Below are 15650 nucleotides of genomic sequence, written 5' to 3'. Positions count from 1 at the left end.
GTCATGGAAAAATCGTTACGCGGCACGCATCAAGGCGCAGCCTTGGATATTGCGGACTTCAATTCGTCTGTCAGTTCAGCCATCCGATGCTCGATCTCGGCGCGCTTGGTGCGGCCCTGTTCCTGCACCGTCAGCACGCCGGCGATGGTGTCGATCAGGTCCCGGTTGGTCTTCTCCAGGGTCTGGATGTCGACGATGCCGCGCTGCGACTGCTTCTCGATCTCGATCGCCTGGGTCTTCATCATCTCGGATGCCTGGCGCATCATCTCGTTGGTCGCGTCGGTGACCGTCTTCTGCAGCTCCAGCGCCGACTTCTGCCGGTTGAGGCCGAGCAGCAGGATCATCTTCTGTTTCCACACCGGGATCGTCAGCTCGGTCGTGGCCTGCAGGTTCTCGATCAGCGTCTCGTCGCCGGACTGGACGATGCGGATCTGCGGCAGCTGCTGGATGCCGATCTGGCGCGCCTGCTGCAGATAGAAGACGCGCTTCTCCAGCCGGTCGAGCGCCTGGAGCGCGTCCTGATAGGTCTGCGCGGCGAGCATCGCGTCGCTGCCGGCGCCTTGCGCCTTCGCGGTCCGCTCCATCTCGACGAGCTTGCCGCCGCGGAATTCCTCGGTGAAGGCCTTGCCGGCGGCGATGTGCATATCGAGCTGGCCGAGCGCGCCGCGGGTTTGTTCGTAGAGATCGTCGAGCAGGGCGATGTCGCGGCGCAGGACCTCCTTGTTGCGGTCGAGCTCGACGCAGACGCGGTCGATCTGCGAGGCGACGTCGTTGAACTGTTCGGTGAAGCGGCGCAGGCGCGCCTCCGCCGACGAGAACAGGCGGGCCAGGAAGCCCTTGTCCTTGAGGTCGGCCGGATCGAGCCCGCGCGCCTTGCCGAGGATGTCCGTCAGCAGCTTTCCGGTGGCGCCGAGCTCGCGGTTCTGGGTCTGGGCGAGGATGCGGTCGGCGAACTCGACCACCGAGCGCTGGGCCCGCTCGCCGAACGTGACGAGGCGCGAGCGATCCGAAATGTCGATCTCGGACTTGATGCGCGCGACCGCCGACGCGTCGGTTGGCAGCGCCGGGACATTGATCGTTTCGCTCACCACTCGCTCCTTGGTTCTTGCCTTGGCCAGGATAACATGGCCCTAAAGTTCCAGCAGGAAAGCCCGCCGCGTCTGACAAATTGATGACACCCTGTGCCTTGGTCGGCGGAGCGGCCGCCCAAGTTCGGTGATGGGACAAAATTTCACATTAGGTTCAAATCTTTACGGGCCAGCCCCTACCGGCGCCGGTATGCGCGGCAAGTGCCGCGACGATTGACGGCGGGCAGCGAGTTGCATTGAATCGATCGGCCTGTTCGGCTGAACTCTAACAACGCAATGGGGATGGAAACGATGGGGCGCAGGATTGCGAGACTATTTGCGTGGCTCGGGGCTGCTGCGGCCGTGACGGCGACAGGAACGGCGTGGGCAGCGACGCTCGCCGAGGATGCGGACGCGGTCTGCAAAGGTCTCGTCGGCGCGCTTGATTCGGTGAAGATCGATGCCGCGACGTTCCAGTCGCCATCGCCTCTCGCTGTCGCCGAGCGCGGCCCGACGCCATCGGGGCGCGTCACGCCCGCCAATCCTGCCTTCTGCAAGGTGCTCGGCCATATCGATCCCGTCGATTCCAAGGCGCCGCCGATCAAATTCCAGGTCAACCTGCCGGTCGAATGGAACGGGCGCTCGGTGCAATATGGCGGCGGCGGCTTCAATGGCGTGCTGATCACCGGCCTGGCGCTGCCGCCGGCCTATCCCTTCGACAAGCCGGCGCCGCTCGCGCGCGGTTTCGTCACCTACGGCACCGACTCCGGCCACGAGACCAAACCGGGCGAGCCGCCGCAAGTTTTCGCGCTCAACGACGAGGCCTTCGAGAATTTTGCCCACCGCGCCTACAAGAGGGTGCGCGACGCGGCCGTCACGCTGATGGAGCGCGCCTACGGCAAGAAGCCCGAAAAGATGTATTTCATGGGCTCGTCCGAGGGCGGCCGCGAAGGCCTCACCATGGCCCAGCGATATCCCGACGATTTCGACGGCATCTTCGCCCGCGTGCCCGTCATCAACTGGGTCGGCCTGCAGCATGCCGGCACGCGCTCGGGGCTTGCGAGCATGGGTGAGGGCTGGATCAATCCGGCGCAGGTCAAGCTCGTCGGCGAGGCCGTGCGGGCGGCGTGCGACAAGGCTGACGGCTCCGACGATGCGCTGGTGCAGGATCCCGTCACCTGCAAAGCAGTGTTCAAGGTCGAGACGCTGCGTTGCGGGGGCGGCAAGAGCGGCGATCAGTGCCTCACTGATCCGCAGATCAAGGCGATCAACACGCTGCACGCGACCTACAAATTTCCGTTCGTGCTCGCCAACGGCCTCGACGACTATCCGGGCTGGGGCGTGTCGGGCGAGGACACGCCGGCTATCGGCCCGACCGGCGGCTGGACCGCGTGGTGGCTCGGTACCGCCCCGCCGGCGCAGCCGCCCGCGCCCAACAACGGCATCGCCTGGATCTACGGCGCCGGCGGCATTCAATATGTGTTCGCACGCGATCCCAAGCTCGACGTCACTACCTACAAACCCGAGGACCACAAGGCGCGGCTGCTCGAGGTTTCCGGCCTGATGGATTCGACCAATCCCGATCTCAGCCGCTTTCGCGAGCGCAAGGGCAAGCTGATCATCCTTGAGCACATGGCCGACTATGCGCAGAGTCCCTACGCCGGCATCCGCTATTTCGAGAACGTCGAGCGCTTGATGGGTACGGCGACGACGGCGCAGTTCGCGCGGCTCTACACCGCGCCCGGCGTCGATCATGTCGGCTCCGGGGCGCCCGCCAATGTCGACATGCTCAGCGTGCTGGTCGACTGGGTCGAGAAGGACAAGGCACCGGGCGACCTCGAAGTGACCGAGCAGAAGGTCGAAGCGCCGGCGTTCCCTATCGTCCGCGCGCTGCCACTGTGCCGCTGGCCGGCTTGGCCGCACTACAAGGCGGGGTCGGTGACGGAGGCGTCGAGCTATTTCTGCGCGCAGTGAGCGAGCGCGCCAGTTGGGAGAGAAATGCGCGGGCTGCCGGTCACGGCAGCCCCGCTTGAACTCATCGTCAGGCTGCCTTGACCACGATCTTCTTGGCCGGCTTCTGCGCTTCGGCGGTCTTGGGCAGCGTCACCTTGAGCACGCCGTTCTTGAACGACGCCTCGATCTTGTCGGCTTCGACGTCCTCGGGCAGCCTGAAATAGCGCTCGAAGGAGCCATAGCGGCGTTCGGAGACGTAGTAATCCTTCTGCTTCTCCTCTTTTTCCACCCTCTTCTCGCCCTTGATGGTCAGCCCACCGTTGGCGACATTCACTTCGATGTCCTTCTCGTCCATCCCGGGCAATTCGGCTGTGATCTCATAAGCCTTGTCGCTCTCGGCGACATCGACGGCCGGAGTGGAGGCGAGCTTCTGCGCGAGGTTGCGTTCGAAGCCGGCGAGCGAGCGGAAGGGCCGGCGCCAGAAATCGTCGCCGCCGAAATCCTCGAAGAGCCGGTCAACTTCCTTGCGGAGCGTCTCGAACGGTCGCCACGCTTCGCTTGCGAATGCGGGTTCGTTGGCTTTCTTGGTGACAGGGAGCTTGGTTTCGCTTGCCATGATCTTTCTCCTTAGAAAATGGAGCTTGGTCCATGCAGGAAATTCTCTCCCGGTGCCCACGACCCGTCGTTGATTTCTCTCAAATTTGAAAAGCGCGAGATCGGATGTATCGCGGTTCCCGTGCTCCGACATTGGTAAGGACTGCGTACCGTTTAGCGCGGGAAGCTCGCGTTGATTTGAATCAACCAGGTCTCGAAGAAAGGTTTGAATGCTGGGTGCCAACGTTGGAGCGTCGGACATGGGCGGTCTGATCATTCCTCACAACGCGTTCGTGTTCGTCGGCGATGGCCGCAAGGCCCTGTTCCTGCGCAACGACGGAAATCCCCTGCATCCGGATCTGAAGACCGAAGACGTCTTCAAGGACGACAATCCGCCTACGCGAGAGCAGGGCACCGATCGTCCCGGCCGGGTGAACAAGCCCACCGGGGAAAGGGTAGCCGTAGAGAATGCCGACTGGCACTGCATCGAGGAGCATCGATTCGCGCAGCGTGTCGCCGGCGCAATGGAGCGGCTCGTGCGCGAGCGCGACGTCAAGGCGATCGTGGTCGTCGCACCGCCGAGGGCGCTCGCGGACTTGCGCAATGCCTTTCACGCCGACGTCAAGGCGCGCATCGTCGGCGAGCTATCCAAGAACCTGACCGGATTTCCGGTCGGCGAAATCGCCCGGCATCTGGCGGTCGAGTATTAGAGTGCCCAGGGACCCGTTCAATGCGCCGGCCCGCCCGCCGCCTTCACCCGCCGCGTCAGCAGCACCGCGATCGCGGCGAGCACCAGCACCACGCCGATCACGGCAAAGGTGTCGGAATAACCCATCACCAGCGCCTGGCGCTTCACGGTCTTGCCGAGCGCGATGATGGCCTGCTCGCGCGCGGCATTGAGATCGGGCACGCCGTGGGCCATGAAGTAGTCCGTCATCTGGGCAATGCGGCTGCGGACCTCCTCGCGGCCGAGCGTGACGGAATGGCCGATGATGTTGGAGTGGAACTGCTCGCGCTTGGTGACGATGGTGGCGAGCACCGCGGTGCCGATGGCGCCGCCGAGATTGCGCATCATGTTGGAGATGCCGGAGGCGGCGGCCGCATCCTGTGGCGCGACGCTGCCGAGGCTGAGTGCCGAGAGCGGCGCGAGCGTCAGCGCCTGGCCGACCGCGCGCACGATGTTGGGCACCAGGAACTGATCGCCGGAATAATTCAGCGACATCTGGATGTTCATGAAGGAGCTCGCGGCGAACAGGAGCAGGCCGACGGTCGCGACATAGCGGCCGTCGAAACGCTGCATCAGCTTCGGCACCAGCGGAATCAGCAGGAGCTGCGGCAGCCCGGTCCAGGCCAGCACGTTGCCGATCTGCTCGGCATTGTAGCCCTGCACCTGGCCGAGATAGGCCGGCAGGAGATAGACCGAGCCGAACAACGCGAAGCCGAGGAACACCGCCGCGATCGTGCCGATGCCGAAATTCCACTGCGTCAACAGGCGCAGGCGCAGCAGCGGTTTCTCCACCACGAGCTCGTTGACGATGAACAGCGACAGGCTGATCGCGGCGATGACCGCGAGCCGCACGATGAAGGGCGAGCCGAACCAGTCGTCCTTGTTGCCTTCCTCCAGCACGGCCTGCAGCGAAGCGAGGCCGACCGCCATGGTCGCGATGCCGAACCAGTCGCCCTCGCGCAGCAGAGCGAGGTTCAGCGGCTGGCGCTCCAGCGTGAAGAACAGCGTGGTCACCATGACCGCCGTGGGCAGCACGTTGACGAAGAAGATGGTCTGCCAGCCGTAGTTCTCGGTGAGATAGCCGCCGATGGTCGGGCCGATCGCCGGCGCAAAGGTCACGGCGAGCGAGAACATGGCAAGGCCGATCGGCTGCTGGCCCTTGGGCAGCCTGGTGAAGACCAGCGTGAAAGCCATCGGAATCAGCACGCCGCCGAAGAAGCCCTGCAGGCCGCGCATCGCGATCATCGACGGCAAATCGTGGGTGAAGGCGCAGGCGACCGAGAAGGCCGCAAACAGGCTCGCGAAGCTCAGGATGATGTTGCGGAACGAGAACACCCGCGACAGGTAGTCGGTCAGCGGAATGACGATGATCTCGCCGATCAGATAGGACGTCGAGATCCAGGATCCGTTGTCGGCGCCGGTGCCGATGCCGCCCTCGATGTTGAGCAGCGAGGCGTTGGTGATCTGGATGTTCAGGATCGCCATGAAGGCGCCGATCATCGCCGCGAACACGGCGATCCAGATCGTGGCGCTGGCGCGATTGGGGGCGGCGGCGACGCGCTCAGGCGTCGCGGCCGGTATTGCTTGCGCTGGCGTCGAGATTGCGAGGCTGCTTGACATGGCACGACCCTCCGGAAACAGGTTTTGCTTTGAGCGTCGCTGCCGCCTGGGCGGCCGGCGCTGAGCGCGTTGCGATCGTCGGGATCACGGACATGCCGGGCCGCAGCGCGATCGCAGGCGCGGTCTCGGCGTCCAGCGCGATCTTCACGGGAATGCGCTGCACGATCTTGGTGAAATTGCCGGTGGCGTTGTCGGGTGGCAGCAGGGCGAACTCCTGGCCGCTGGCCGGCGCGATGGAATCGACATGGCCATGCACGAGCTGGCCCGGGAACGTGTCCACCTCGATCTCGACGCTCTGTCCGGCGCGGACATGGGTGAGCTGGGTTTCCTTGAAATTGGCGATGACATAGGCGCCCGTGGCCGGCACGATCGACATCAGCTGCGTGCCGGCCTGCACGTACTGGCCGACGCGCAAGGTGCGGTTGCCGACGACGCCGTCGATCGGCGAGACGATCGTGGTGTAGCCGAGATTGAGTTCCGCCTGTTGCTGGACTGCGGCGGCGCGGGCGGCGGCGGCCCTGGCCTGCACGATCTCGGCCTTGAGCAGGTCGACCTGCTTCTGTGCGGAGACGAGGTTGGCGTTGTCGCGCGCGATCGCGGCGTCGGCGCCGGCATCGCGCGCCTGCGCCTGCTGCGCATTCTGCACGCTGCCATAACCGGTCCTGGCGAGATCGGTGTAGCGCTTGTTCTCCTGCTGCGCGAAGGTTTTTGCGGCGGTGTCGACATCGATGGTCGCTTTCGCGGCTGCGATCACCGCTTCCTGAACCTCGAGCTGGGCCTGCTTGCTCGTCACCGTCGCGTTCGCGGCGGCGACGTCGGCCCTGGCCTGATCGAGCGCGACGCGGAAGTCGCGGTCGTCGATCCGGGCCAGCACCTGGCCTATCCTCACATGCTCGTTATCGGCGACCACGACGCGGTCGAGGTAGCCGCTGACCTTGGGCGCGATGGTGGTGTTGTCGGCCTTCACATAGGCGTCATCGGTGGAGACGAGGAAGCGCCCGACGGTCCAGTAATCGTAGCCGTACCAGCTCGCGCCGGCGAGCGCGGCGACGGCCGCTCCCGCCAGCAACAGCTTGCGAAGGTTCAGCTTTCGGCGCGGGGCGGGGATCGGCGCGGCGGGCAGGATGCCTTCGGGCGGGCTGGTCGGCACCACGGTGGTTTCGCTCTTGGACGGGTCGGTGTGCACGGTCATGGCCGGCTCCCTGAATTAGGAAACTTGACGATTTCCAAAATAGGACTAGCTTGGGGAGAGTCAATGGAATGACAGGCATCATCTAAAAACATGGCTCAGGCAAAACCGTCATCAGAAGGCCGCCCGCGCGGGCGGCCGCCGGTCCGCAGCGACGACGAGACGAAGCGAATCGTCATCGAGGCCGCACGGCATGCCTTCGCCGTCGACGGCTACGCAGCAACCAGCACCGAAGAGCTGGCGCGCGGCGCCGGCATCTCCACCAAGACTCTCTATCGGCTGTTTCCGGGCAAGGCGGCACTGTTCGAAGCGATGTGCGCGGACCGGCTCGATCGGTTGCTCTCCGACGTCGATCTTCAGGCCAACAATCAGGCCGACATCGAAACGAGCTTGGCTGCCGTACTTGTCGCCTGCGCAGATCTCGCGCTCGATCCGGAGGTCGTGGCGCTCCAGCGTATGGTGCTGCAGCAGTCGGCCACGTTCCCCGACCTTGCCGCGAATTTTTACAGGGATGGCATCTCTCGCACCGCGGCGGCGCTCGCGGGCTGGCTTCGCGATCAAGTCAAGAAGAAGCGCATCGCACTCGATAACGTCGATGAAGCCGCCGGAATGATGATCGGCATGATGGTGTCGGCGCCGCAGCGCGCGGCGATCTACGCAAGTCTGACACTGCCCTCGCGCAACGAGATCGAGAGGCGGGCGCAGACATGCGCCGCAATTCTGCTCGACGGCTGCCGCGCCAGGTCGACCTAACGGCTCCCTTTGACAATCCCGATCTGCCCGACTATATATTTCGCATGCGAAATAATGAGGCCGCAGCGAAGCACCATCGGCTGATCTATTTGTTGACCGTCGCGCAACGCCGCTTGCAGCGCTGGATGGCGGCGCAGCCGTCGAGCGAGGTGACGCCGGCGCAGGCCGGGCTGCTGTTCATCCTCGGCAAGCAGGACGGCGTCCTAATGGGAGAGGCGGGCGCGGCGCTCGACATGAGGCCGGCCGGGATTTCCGGGCTCGTCGATCGCAGTGCTGCGGCGAGGCTGGTCGAGCGCAGGGCCGATCGCGAGGACGGGCGCGCCTTTCGCGTGTGGCTGACGCCGAAGGGACGGACCGTGCTGGCGCAGGCGAAGACCGACGCGGCCAAAATCAACGCGGCACTGACGGACGGATTTACAGCTGCGGAGATCGACATCGTCGCGCGCTGGCTGACCAGCATTCAGGACAAGTTTCCAAGAGGCCAAGAGGACTAAGGAGAGAGCAATGACCGAGCATGTCCGGATCGAGAACAACGGCGGAATTCTCACACTCACGCTGGCGCGCCCCGACAAGAAGAACGCTTTGACGGACGCGATGTACGGCAAGCTCGCCGACACCATCGAATCCGCCGAGTTCGATCCATCCGCCCGCGTGATCCTGATCCGCGGCGAGGGCGACATGTTCACCGCCGGCAACGATGTCGGCGAGTTCGCGGCCGTCGCCTCCGGCAAGTCGGAAGGCAGCCGCAACGTCATCCGCTTCATCCAGTCGCTGGCGCGCTGCACCCGGCCGCTGGTCGCCGCCGTGCAGGGCCGCGCCGTCGGCGTCGGCACCACGATGCTGCTGCATTGCGACCTCGTCGTGCTCGCCGACAACGCGCAATTGTCGACGCCCTTCGTCAGCCTCGCGCTGGTGCCGGAAGCCGCTTCCAGCCTGCTGATGCCGGCCCGCATCGGCTATGCGCGCGCCTATGAGATGTTCGCACTCGGCGAGACGGTGCCGGCCAAGGCCGCGCTGGAATGGGGTCTCGCCAACCGCGTCGTGCCGCTCGACAAGCTCGATGCCGAGGCACTCTCGCTGGCACAGCGGCTCGCCCGCCAGCCGGCCGGCGCGCTCACCGCCACCAAGAAGCTGATGCGCAACGGCGAGGCGCTGGTCGCGCAGATGCAGGCGGAAGGCGAGCAGTTCGCGCGGCGCCTGCGCACCGCCGAGGCGCGCGAGGCGTTCACGGCGTTCGCCGAGCGGCGCCCCCCGGATTTCACGAAGGTCGCGTAACGAGCCCCGGCCTGGCGCAGGCGCGGCAGGCCGGAAAGCTGGTATTTGACTACAACCTTAACGAAACATTGGCATGTCGCGATGCAAGGTGGCCGCTATTGAAGAATAGGCCCCCTGGCTCATGGCAATTTTTAAGAAATCGGTAAGCACGCTGCTCCTGGTGCTGATGGCGCTCCTGGCTGCCGGTGCGCTGACCAGCACCACGATCCAGATGGTCGGCGCCTTCGGCCGCTATAGCGACAGCCTGGATACGGCCCGCCTTGCCGCCGCCGACAAGGCGATCTTCCATGGCGTCCTCGCGCTTCGCAACAATCGCGGCGACGCCCAGAGCGCGCTGCTCGGCGAGGACGATGCGCGTGCCAAGCTGGGCGCCGCCGAGAAAGCCGAGCAGGCCGGTTATGATGCCATCGTCGCAGCGATCTCCACCGTCGAATTCGCCCGCCGCGACGAGCTCGCGAGCACGCTGAAACAACGCTGGAGCGAGGCCGCGCCAAAATTCGAGCTGTTCTACGACGAGGCCAAGCAGCCGCGTGGCGAGCGCAAGATGGAGCGCACCGCGGCCTGGTACGATGCCGTCACCAAGGTGATCGACACCGCGAATCTGGCGTCCACTGCGGTATCGAACCGCGCCTGGATAGATGACCCCTTCATCGCCCGCATGATCCAGGTCCGCCGTCTCGCCTGGCAGGTGCGCGACCGCTACGGCATCCAGTGCTCGACGCTGCGTCCCAACGTCAATGCCAGCAAGCCGCTCGACGAGGCCCAGAAGCAGACCGTTGCGAGCTGGAACGGCTCCATCGCATCCGGCTGGACCGGGATGGATGAGCTGCTGGCCGCGCCCGAGGTGACCGCGGAGATGGTCGGCGCCGCGAAGGATGCGCGGGCCAAGACCGACGGCGTGCTCAAGCAGATCGGCGAGCTCACCAGGAATTTCGACGGCAGCGGCAAGCCCGCGATGCCCGCCTCGGAATGGAATGCGCTGTGCCAGTCCCCGTTCGCGTCCATCGTCGCCATCGCGAACAAGGCCCTGGACCAGTCGATCGCGCGGGCGGAGACGATCCAGGCCAAGGCCCTTACCAATCTCGTGGTGCAATCGCTGGCGTTCCTGCTGGCGCTGGCGGTGACCCTGGCCGGCGTCTATGTGGTGCGTAGCCGCCTGATGCGCCCGGTGCGCGCCATTCTCGACGCCATCGCCCGGATGGGTGCGCGTGACTACGCGACGCCGGTGCCGCAATCCCGGTATCCCGACGAGTTCGGCACCATGGCCGCAGCGCTCGAAAGCCTGCGAGAGAGCGCGGCGACCGCCGAGCGTCTCGGCCAGGAACGCGAATCGCAGCAGGCGCTGCAGCTTGCCCGCTCCGGCACGGTGGATGCGGCGTGCCGCAGCTTCGACGACACCGTGCAGGCCATCATTCACAGTGTTGCGGCCTCAACGAAGGAGCTTGATACGACGGCAACCGGCGTGCGCTCGCTGGTTGCGGAATCGAGCAGCCAGACCGCGTCGGTGTCCTCGGCGGCCGAGCAGGCCACCAACAATCTCGAGACCATCGCGGCCGCGACCGAGGAGCTCTCCGCCTCCGTCGGCGAGATTTCCGCGCAGGTGCAGTCGAGCGCGCGCGAGGCCCGCGAGGCCGTGGCGCAGGCCGAACAGACCAATGCGACGGTCGAGATCCTCGACCAGACCGCGAGCCGCATCAGCGAAGTCGTGAAGATGATCCACGCCATCGCCGGCCAGACCAACCTGCTGGCGCTGAACGCCACGATCGAAGCTGCGCGCGCGGGTGAGGCCGGCCGCGGCTTTGCCGTGGTCGCCGGCGAGGTCAAGAGCCTCGCAGCGCAGACGGCGACGGCGACCGAAGAGATCTCCCGCCAGGTCGAGGAAATCCAGGGTGCGACCGGCCAGGCGGTGACCGCGATCCGTTCCATCGGCGGCGCCATCAGCGGCATCGACGAGAAGATGACGGCGATTGCCGCCGCCGTGGAACAGCAGCGCGCAGCCACCACCGAGATCTCGCGCAACTTCCAGCAGGCCGCGCAAGGTACCCGCGAGGTCACCGATACCATCGGCAGCGTCGCGAGACTCAACCAGGAGACCGGTAATGCCGGCACGGTGCTGTCGGAATCCGTGAAGAAGATGTCGGCCGATGCCGACCGTCTCCGCGTCGCGGTCGAGGGCTTCCTCGGTGCGGTGAAGACCGCGTAACTTCGCTCATCCTCCATCCTGACGTCGCGCAGGCATTGCCGCCGGTCCGCGTGGCGGGTACATGTGTGCCGCCGCGCCCCGTATGCGGCCTTAGACGTAAGACACATCAGGGATGGAGAGTTCGATGCCGGTCACCCCACACAAGGCCCAGCGCCCCTATCGCGGCGTGTTCCCGGTCGCGCCCACCATCTTCGACGAGCGCGGCGAGCTCGACCTCGAGGGCCAGCGTCGATGCATCGACTTCATGATCGACGCCGGCTCGCACGGTCTCTGCATCCTCGCCAACTTCTCCGAGCAGTTCGTGCTCACCGATGCCGAGCGCGAAACCGTGATGCATGCGGTGCTGGACCATGTCGCGGGCCGGGTTCCCGTGATCGTGACCACCACCCATTTCAGCTCCGCCGTCTGCGCCGCGCGCAGCAAGCAGGCCGAAGCCGCCGGCGCCGCTATGGTGATGGTGATGCCGCCCTATCACGGCGCGACCTTCCGGGTCCCGGAGAAAGGCATCGTCGAATTCTTCAAGGTGCTCTCGGGCGCGATCAATATTCCCATCATGATCCAGGATGCGCCCGTCGCCGGCACGCCGCTGTCGGTCGAGCTGCTGGCGCGGCTGGCGCGCGAATTCTCCAACATCCGCTATTTCAAGATCGAGGTTCCCGGCGCCGCTGCAAAGCTCCGCAGCCTGATCGAGGCCGGCGGCAAGGACATCGAGGGACCCTGGGACGGTGAGGAGGCGATCACGCTGCTCGCCGATCTCGACGCCGGCGCCACCGGCGCCATGACCGGCGGCGGCTACCCCGACGGCATCCGCCAGATTATCGATCCTTATTTCGCCGGCGACCGGGAAAAGGCGAAAGCCGCCTATGAACGCTGGCTGCCGCTGATCAACTACGAGAACCGCCAATGCGGCCTGATCGCCTGCAAGGTGATGATGCAGGCCGGCGGCGTGATCAAGTCGGAGGCCGTGCGGCATCCGCTGCAACCGCTGCATCCGGCGACGCGGGCAGGGTTGCTCGAGCTAGCCAAGGAGCGCGATGCGCTGGCGCTGCGGTGGGGGAAGTAGCCTCCGCCGTCGCTGAATATCCCAACTGTCGTCCCGGACAAGCGCGCCCCAAGCGCGCGCAGATCCGGGACCCATAACCACAGGGAGAAGTTTGACGAAGACTCGGAGTTGGCAGCTCACTCCATAACCTCTCCCTGGGGTTATGGGTCCCGGCCCCCCGTGCGCAATTGCGCACTAGGCCGGGACGACACTGAATGTGAGGTGCGCGCTCGCCTTATCTCGTTAGCCCAATTTTGCCCCAAGGCGTCGAATTAACGCGGTCCGGGCCGTTTCCCGCAGCCCTGCGATGGCATATTGTACACTCGCCAACCGGCCCTGCGGAGAATCCCAAGACATCGCGTAACACCTCTTCATTATGCCGTTATCCCGAGCCAGGTTGGCACGAACCGACAGAACAGGGAGGCAGTGCCATGACGATGAGGCCGGATCCCACCTTTCACGCATCGCCCAAGCTTGCGATGGAAGCACCTGCGGAGAACTTTGCCTACACCTTGCTGCTCAGTCCGGATTTCTCGAAGCCGGACGCTCTTGCGGTCATCGACGTCAAGCCGGGATCGCCGACCTATAGCCAGATCGTTCACACCGTGACGATGCCCAACAAGGGCGACGAGTTTCATCATTTCGGCTGGAATGCCTGCTCCTCCGCCTTGTCGCCGCTCGCCGGACACGCCTTCATCGAGCGGCGCTATCTCATCATCCCCGGGCTGCGCTCGTCGCGGATCTACATCATCGATACCAAGCCGGATCCGACCAAAGCCAAGATCCACAAGATCATCGAGCCGGAGGAGGTCTTCAAGAAGACCGGCTACTCGCGGCCGCATACCATCCATTGCGGGCCGGACGGCATCTATGTGAGCACGCTGGGGGGCGGCGGCAAGGACGGCACCAACGGGCCTCCAGGCGTCTTCATCATGGATTGCGAGACGTTCGAGGTCCTTGGACGATGGGAGATCGACCGCGGCCCGCAGGCACTGCATTATGATTTCTGGTGGAATCTGCCGCGCGACTACATGGTGACCAGCGAATGGGCGTTGCCGCCGCAGTTCGAGAACGGGATCGTCCCGGAAGATCTGCTGTCGAACAAATACGGCCATCGTCTCCACTTCTGGGACCTTCGCGCCCGTCGCAACGTCCAGACTATCGACCTCGGCGCCAATCATCAGATGGCGCTGGAGGTACGGCCAGCGCACGATCCGGTTCGCGAGTACGGCTTCGTCGGCGTCGTGGTCGACACCACCAACCTCGAAGCATCGATCTGGACCTGGTGGCGCGAGGGTGGAAAATTCCATGCCGAGAAGACGGCGACGATCCCTCCCGAACCCGCGCCCAAGGAGAAGCTCCCGCCGCTGCTGCAGGGATTTGGCGCCGTGCCGCCGCTGGTGACGGACATCGACCTGTCGATGGACGACCGGTTTCTCTATGTCTCGTGCTGGGGCACGGGTGAAATGCGCCAGTACGACGTCAGTGATCCGCGCAAGCCGAAGCTTGCGGGCTCCGTCCACATCGGAGGCATCGCGCGCCGCACGCCCCATCCGAACGGCAAGGCGTTTGCGGCGGGTCCGCAGATGGTCGAGATCAGCCGCGACGGCCGGCGCGTGTACTGGACCAATTCGCTCTATTCCACCTGGGACGACCAGTTCTATCCCGACGGGGTTCCGGGTGTGGAAGTCATGGCCAATGTCGGCCGCAACGGCGGCCTCGAGCTCGACAAGAACTATTTTGTGAGCTTCCCCGACGGATATCGTGCGCACCAGATCAGGCTCGAAGGCGGCGACTGTTCGACCGACTCCTTTTGCTACCCGTCGGTCTAGATGGGACGCATGCGAGCCCGGCCCTTGGCTGGCTGTGGCTCGCGCTTGTCGCGAGCGGTCTTTACCACGGCGTCAATCCGGGAATGGGATGGCCGCTCGCCGTTTCGGCCGGGCTCATGGACAAGAGCCCACGCGCGCTCTTCCGCGCATTGTGGGCTCTGGCGGCCGGGCATCTCCTGGCAACACTCCTCGTGCTGCTGCCATTCGCGTTCCTGCTCGTGCTGGCCGAGTGGCAGCGTCCGATCCAGATCAGCGCGAGCCTTCTCGTCATCGGCTTTGGCGTCTATCGGCTGATCGACCGGCGTCATCCGCGCGCGCTGGCACGAATTCCGCCGACGCAATTGGCGCTCTGGTCATTTGCCGTCGCCATTGCGCACGGCGCCGCCCTGATGCTCGTGCCGATCTATCTCGGGCTCTGTCAGGCTTTCGAGCTCGATGCCGGCCATGAGGCGGCGGGCGCGCTGATGAGGGCAAGTCTCGGGATGGCGGTGCTGGTGTCCCTGGTGCATGTTGCCGCCATGGTCGGCGCCGGCGGGTGTCTGGCGTGGCTGGTTTACCGCCATCTGGGATTGAGGTTCGTCTCGCGAAGCTGGTTCAATCTCGATGCAGTCTGGGCGATCAGCCTCGTTCTGGTTGGCGCAGTGGCGCTCGCCTTCAATCTTGCGAGCTGGCGCTGAGGTCTACCGCGCCAAAGCCCACTCGCCGATGATGCGGAATCTTGCCTTGGCATCATCCTGCTTGAACAGCGCGAGGCGGTCGACGGTCAGCGCATCGAGCTTCAGTCCCCCAAATCGCTCCCGCAGCATTCCCAGAATCGGCCCGCGGCGCTCCGCATCCAGCCGCCCTGTCAGCGTCATGTGGAAGCGGAATTCTTCCATCACGTAAGGATAGCCCCAGCGGTCGAGATAGTCGCGCTGCCGCTCGCCGAGCTTTTCGGGCTTGCGCCGCGCGCGATCTTCCGCCGTCAGCGGCGCACGGAAGGCGTCGAAATCGCGGACGCTATCGGCGGCGAGTTCCTGAAGCGCTTCGACCGGCTCGGCCGGAATGACGGCGATGAAGCCGCTGATGGCATCGACGACGGGGCGGATCACCGGAAGAGGCCGCGCCTGGCCGGCGAAGGCCGCGCAGGCGGCCATCAGCTCGGCTTCGGTCTTGCCCGATGCCAGCGCCATGGGCGCCTTCAGCGTGGCGTGAAAACCGTATTTGCGGGGATCGGCGCTGACGTCGCGCCAGTCCGGTGCGACATGCAGTGCTTGCTGCGGAAACCGCAACTCGTCGCCAGTATAGGCGTCGTAGCCGAGCAGTTCAGCGCCGAAGCGGGAGAGGGCGCTGTCGGCGCCTGCGGCGAAATAGATCGCGTAGCGGGGAAAACCTGTCATCGCCCGAGCATAACCA

The 15650-nt window shown here is 65.2% G+C and carries 14 protein-coding genes; 9 read left to right on the top strand and 5 right to left on the bottom strand.

The window, feature by feature from the left end:
• Positions 1 to 29: 29 nt before the first annotated feature.
• Positions 30 to 1088, bottom strand: a complete 1059-nt coding sequence (locus JQ592_RS35115; RefSeq protein ID WP_211407282.1) for a toxic anion resistance protein — start codon at positions 1086 to 1088, stop codon at positions 30 to 32.
• Positions 1089 to 1370: 282 nt separating this feature from the next.
• On the opposite strand from JQ592_RS35115, the gene JQ592_RS35110 reads away from it, so the two are divergent.
• Positions 1371 to 3041 (top strand): tannase/feruloyl esterase family alpha/beta hydrolase, encoded by a 1671-nt coding sequence (locus tag JQ592_RS35110; RefSeq protein WP_211407281.1) that lies wholly within the window; start codon positions 1371 to 1373, stop codon positions 3039 to 3041.
• Between the two features lie 67 nt (positions 3042 to 3108).
• Here JQ592_RS35110 and JQ592_RS35105 read toward each other — a convergent pair whose 3' ends face one another.
• Positions 3109 to 3636 carry an Hsp20/alpha crystallin family protein gene (locus tag JQ592_RS35105; RefSeq protein WP_211407280.1) on the bottom strand — a complete coding sequence of 176 codons (528 nt, stop codon included), beginning with the start codon at positions 3634 to 3636 and terminating at the stop codon, positions 3109 to 3111.
• Positions 3637 to 3874: 238 nt separating this feature from the next.
• Here JQ592_RS35105 and JQ592_RS35100 point away from each other — a divergent pair, with 238 nt between their 5' ends.
• Positions 3875 to 4324, top strand: coding sequence for a host attachment protein (locus JQ592_RS35100; protein WP_211407279.1), 450 nt, complete (start codon positions 3875 to 3877; stop codon positions 4322 to 4324).
• Between the two features lie 17 nt (positions 4325 to 4341).
• On the opposite strand, the gene JQ592_RS35095 is transcribed toward JQ592_RS35100, so the two are convergent.
• Together JQ592_RS35095 and JQ592_RS35090 are read right to left on the bottom strand one after the other, a co-directional pair.
• The gene (locus JQ592_RS35095; protein WP_211407278.1) at positions 4342 to 5961 is read right to left on the bottom strand and encodes a DHA2 family efflux MFS transporter permease subunit; all 1620 of its coding nucleotides are present in this window, start codon (positions 5959 to 5961) and stop codon (positions 4342 to 4344) included.
• Positions 5903 to 7153 carry an HlyD family secretion protein gene (locus tag JQ592_RS35090; protein WP_211407277.1) on the bottom strand — a complete coding sequence of 417 codons (1251 nt, stop codon included), beginning with the start codon at positions 7151 to 7153 and terminating at the stop codon, positions 5903 to 5905. The genes JQ592_RS35095 and JQ592_RS35090 overlap by 59 nt, the downstream gene beginning before the upstream one ends.
• Before the next feature lie 90 nt (positions 7154 to 7243).
• Between JQ592_RS35090 and JQ592_RS35085 the strand changes: the two genes are divergently transcribed.
• From JQ592_RS35085 to JQ592_RS35055, 7 genes are all read left to right on the top strand, one after another.
• Positions 7244 to 7903 (top strand): TetR/AcrR family transcriptional regulator, encoded by a 660-nt coding sequence (locus JQ592_RS35085; RefSeq protein WP_211407276.1) that lies wholly within the window; start codon positions 7244 to 7246, stop codon positions 7901 to 7903.
• A 44-nt stretch (positions 7904 to 7947) separates the two neighbouring features.
• Positions 7948 to 8397 (top strand): MarR family winged helix-turn-helix transcriptional regulator, encoded by a 450-nt coding sequence (locus JQ592_RS35080; RefSeq protein WP_211407275.1) that lies wholly within the window; start codon positions 7948 to 7950, stop codon positions 8395 to 8397.
• Between the two features lie 10 nt (positions 8398 to 8407).
• A complete protein-coding gene (locus tag JQ592_RS35075; protein WP_211407274.1) occupies positions 8408 to 9178 on the top strand; it encodes an enoyl-CoA hydratase in 771 nt (256 codons plus the stop codon).
• 121 nt (positions 9179 to 9299) lie between these two features.
• Complete coding sequence (locus tag JQ592_RS35070) at positions 9300 to 11381, top strand: methyl-accepting chemotaxis protein (RefSeq protein WP_211407273.1); 2082 nt, start codon at positions 9300 to 9302, stop codon at positions 11379 to 11381.
• 124 nt (positions 11382 to 11505) lie between these two features.
• Complete coding sequence (locus JQ592_RS35065; protein ID WP_211407272.1) at positions 11506 to 12444, top strand: dihydrodipicolinate synthase family protein; 939 nt, start codon at positions 11506 to 11508, stop codon at positions 12442 to 12444.
• A gap of 410 nt (positions 12445 to 12854) precedes the next feature.
• A complete protein-coding gene (locus JQ592_RS35060) occupies positions 12855 to 14255 on the top strand; it encodes a selenium-binding family protein (protein ID WP_211407271.1) in 1401 nt (466 codons plus the stop codon).
• 83 nt (positions 14256 to 14338) lie between these two features.
• Positions 14339 to 14932: a hypothetical protein gene (locus tag JQ592_RS35055; protein ID WP_211407270.1), complete on the top strand. Its 594-nt coding sequence runs from the start codon at positions 14339 to 14341 to the stop codon at positions 14930 to 14932.
• A 3-nt stretch (positions 14933 to 14935) separates the two neighbouring features.
• Here the strand turns inward: JQ592_RS35055 and JQ592_RS35050 are convergent, their stop codons facing one another.
• Positions 14936 to 15634 carry a DUF1045 domain-containing protein gene (locus JQ592_RS35050; protein WP_211407269.1) on the bottom strand — a complete coding sequence of 233 codons (699 nt, stop codon included), beginning with the start codon at positions 15632 to 15634 and terminating at the stop codon, positions 14936 to 14938.
• Positions 15635 to 15650 lie beyond the last annotated feature (16 nt).

This window comes from Bradyrhizobium iriomotense (genome assembly GCF_018129405.1).
Taxonomy (GTDB): Bacteria; Pseudomonadota; Alphaproteobacteria; order Rhizobiales; family Xanthobacteraceae; genus Bradyrhizobium; species Bradyrhizobium iriomotense_B.
Note: the sequence above shows the minus strand (reverse complement) of the source record. Positions and strands in the feature narration are given on the sequence as shown.

Coding starts and splice junctions, on each gene's coding strand:
- JQ592_RS35050 (WP_211407269.1), bottom strand. CDS start 15,634: ATGACAGGTTTTCCCCGCTACGCGATCTATTTCGCCGCAGGCGCCGAC.
- JQ592_RS35055 (WP_211407270.1), top strand. CDS start 14,339: ATGGGATGGCCGCTCGCCGTTTCGGCCGGGCTCATGGACAAGAGCCCA.
- JQ592_RS35080 (WP_211407275.1), top strand. CDS start 7,948: ATGCGAAATAATGAGGCCGCAGCGAAGCACCATCGGCTGATCTATTTG.
- JQ592_RS35100 (WP_211407279.1), top strand. CDS start 3,875: ATGGGCGGTCTGATCATTCCTCACAACGCGTTCGTGTTCGTCGGCGAT.
- JQ592_RS35060 (WP_211407271.1), top strand. CDS start 12,855: ATGACGATGAGGCCGGATCCCACCTTTCACGCATCGCCCAAGCTTGCG.
- JQ592_RS35070 (WP_211407273.1), top strand. CDS start 9,300: ATGGCAATTTTTAAGAAATCGGTAAGCACGCTGCTCCTGGTGCTGATG.
- JQ592_RS35065 (WP_211407272.1), top strand. CDS start 11,506: ATGCCGGTCACCCCACACAAGGCCCAGCGCCCCTATCGCGGCGTGTTC.
- JQ592_RS35095 (WP_211407278.1), bottom strand. CDS start 5,961: ATGTCAAGCAGCCTCGCAATCTCGACGCCAGCGCAAGCAATACCGGCC.
- JQ592_RS35110 (WP_211407281.1), top strand. CDS start 1,371: ATGGAAACGATGGGGCGCAGGATTGCGAGACTATTTGCGTGGCTCGGG.
- JQ592_RS35105 (WP_211407280.1), bottom strand. CDS start 3,636: ATGGCAAGCGAAACCAAGCTCCCTGTCACCAAGAAAGCCAACGAACCC.
- JQ592_RS35075 (WP_211407274.1), top strand. CDS start 8,408: ATGACCGAGCATGTCCGGATCGAGAACAACGGCGGAATTCTCACACTC.
- JQ592_RS35090 (WP_211407277.1), bottom strand. CDS start 7,153: ATGACCGTGCACACCGACCCGTCCAAGAGCGAAACCACCGTGGTGCCG.
- JQ592_RS35085 (WP_211407276.1), top strand. CDS start 7,244: ATGGCTCAGGCAAAACCGTCATCAGAAGGCCGCCCGCGCGGGCGGCCG.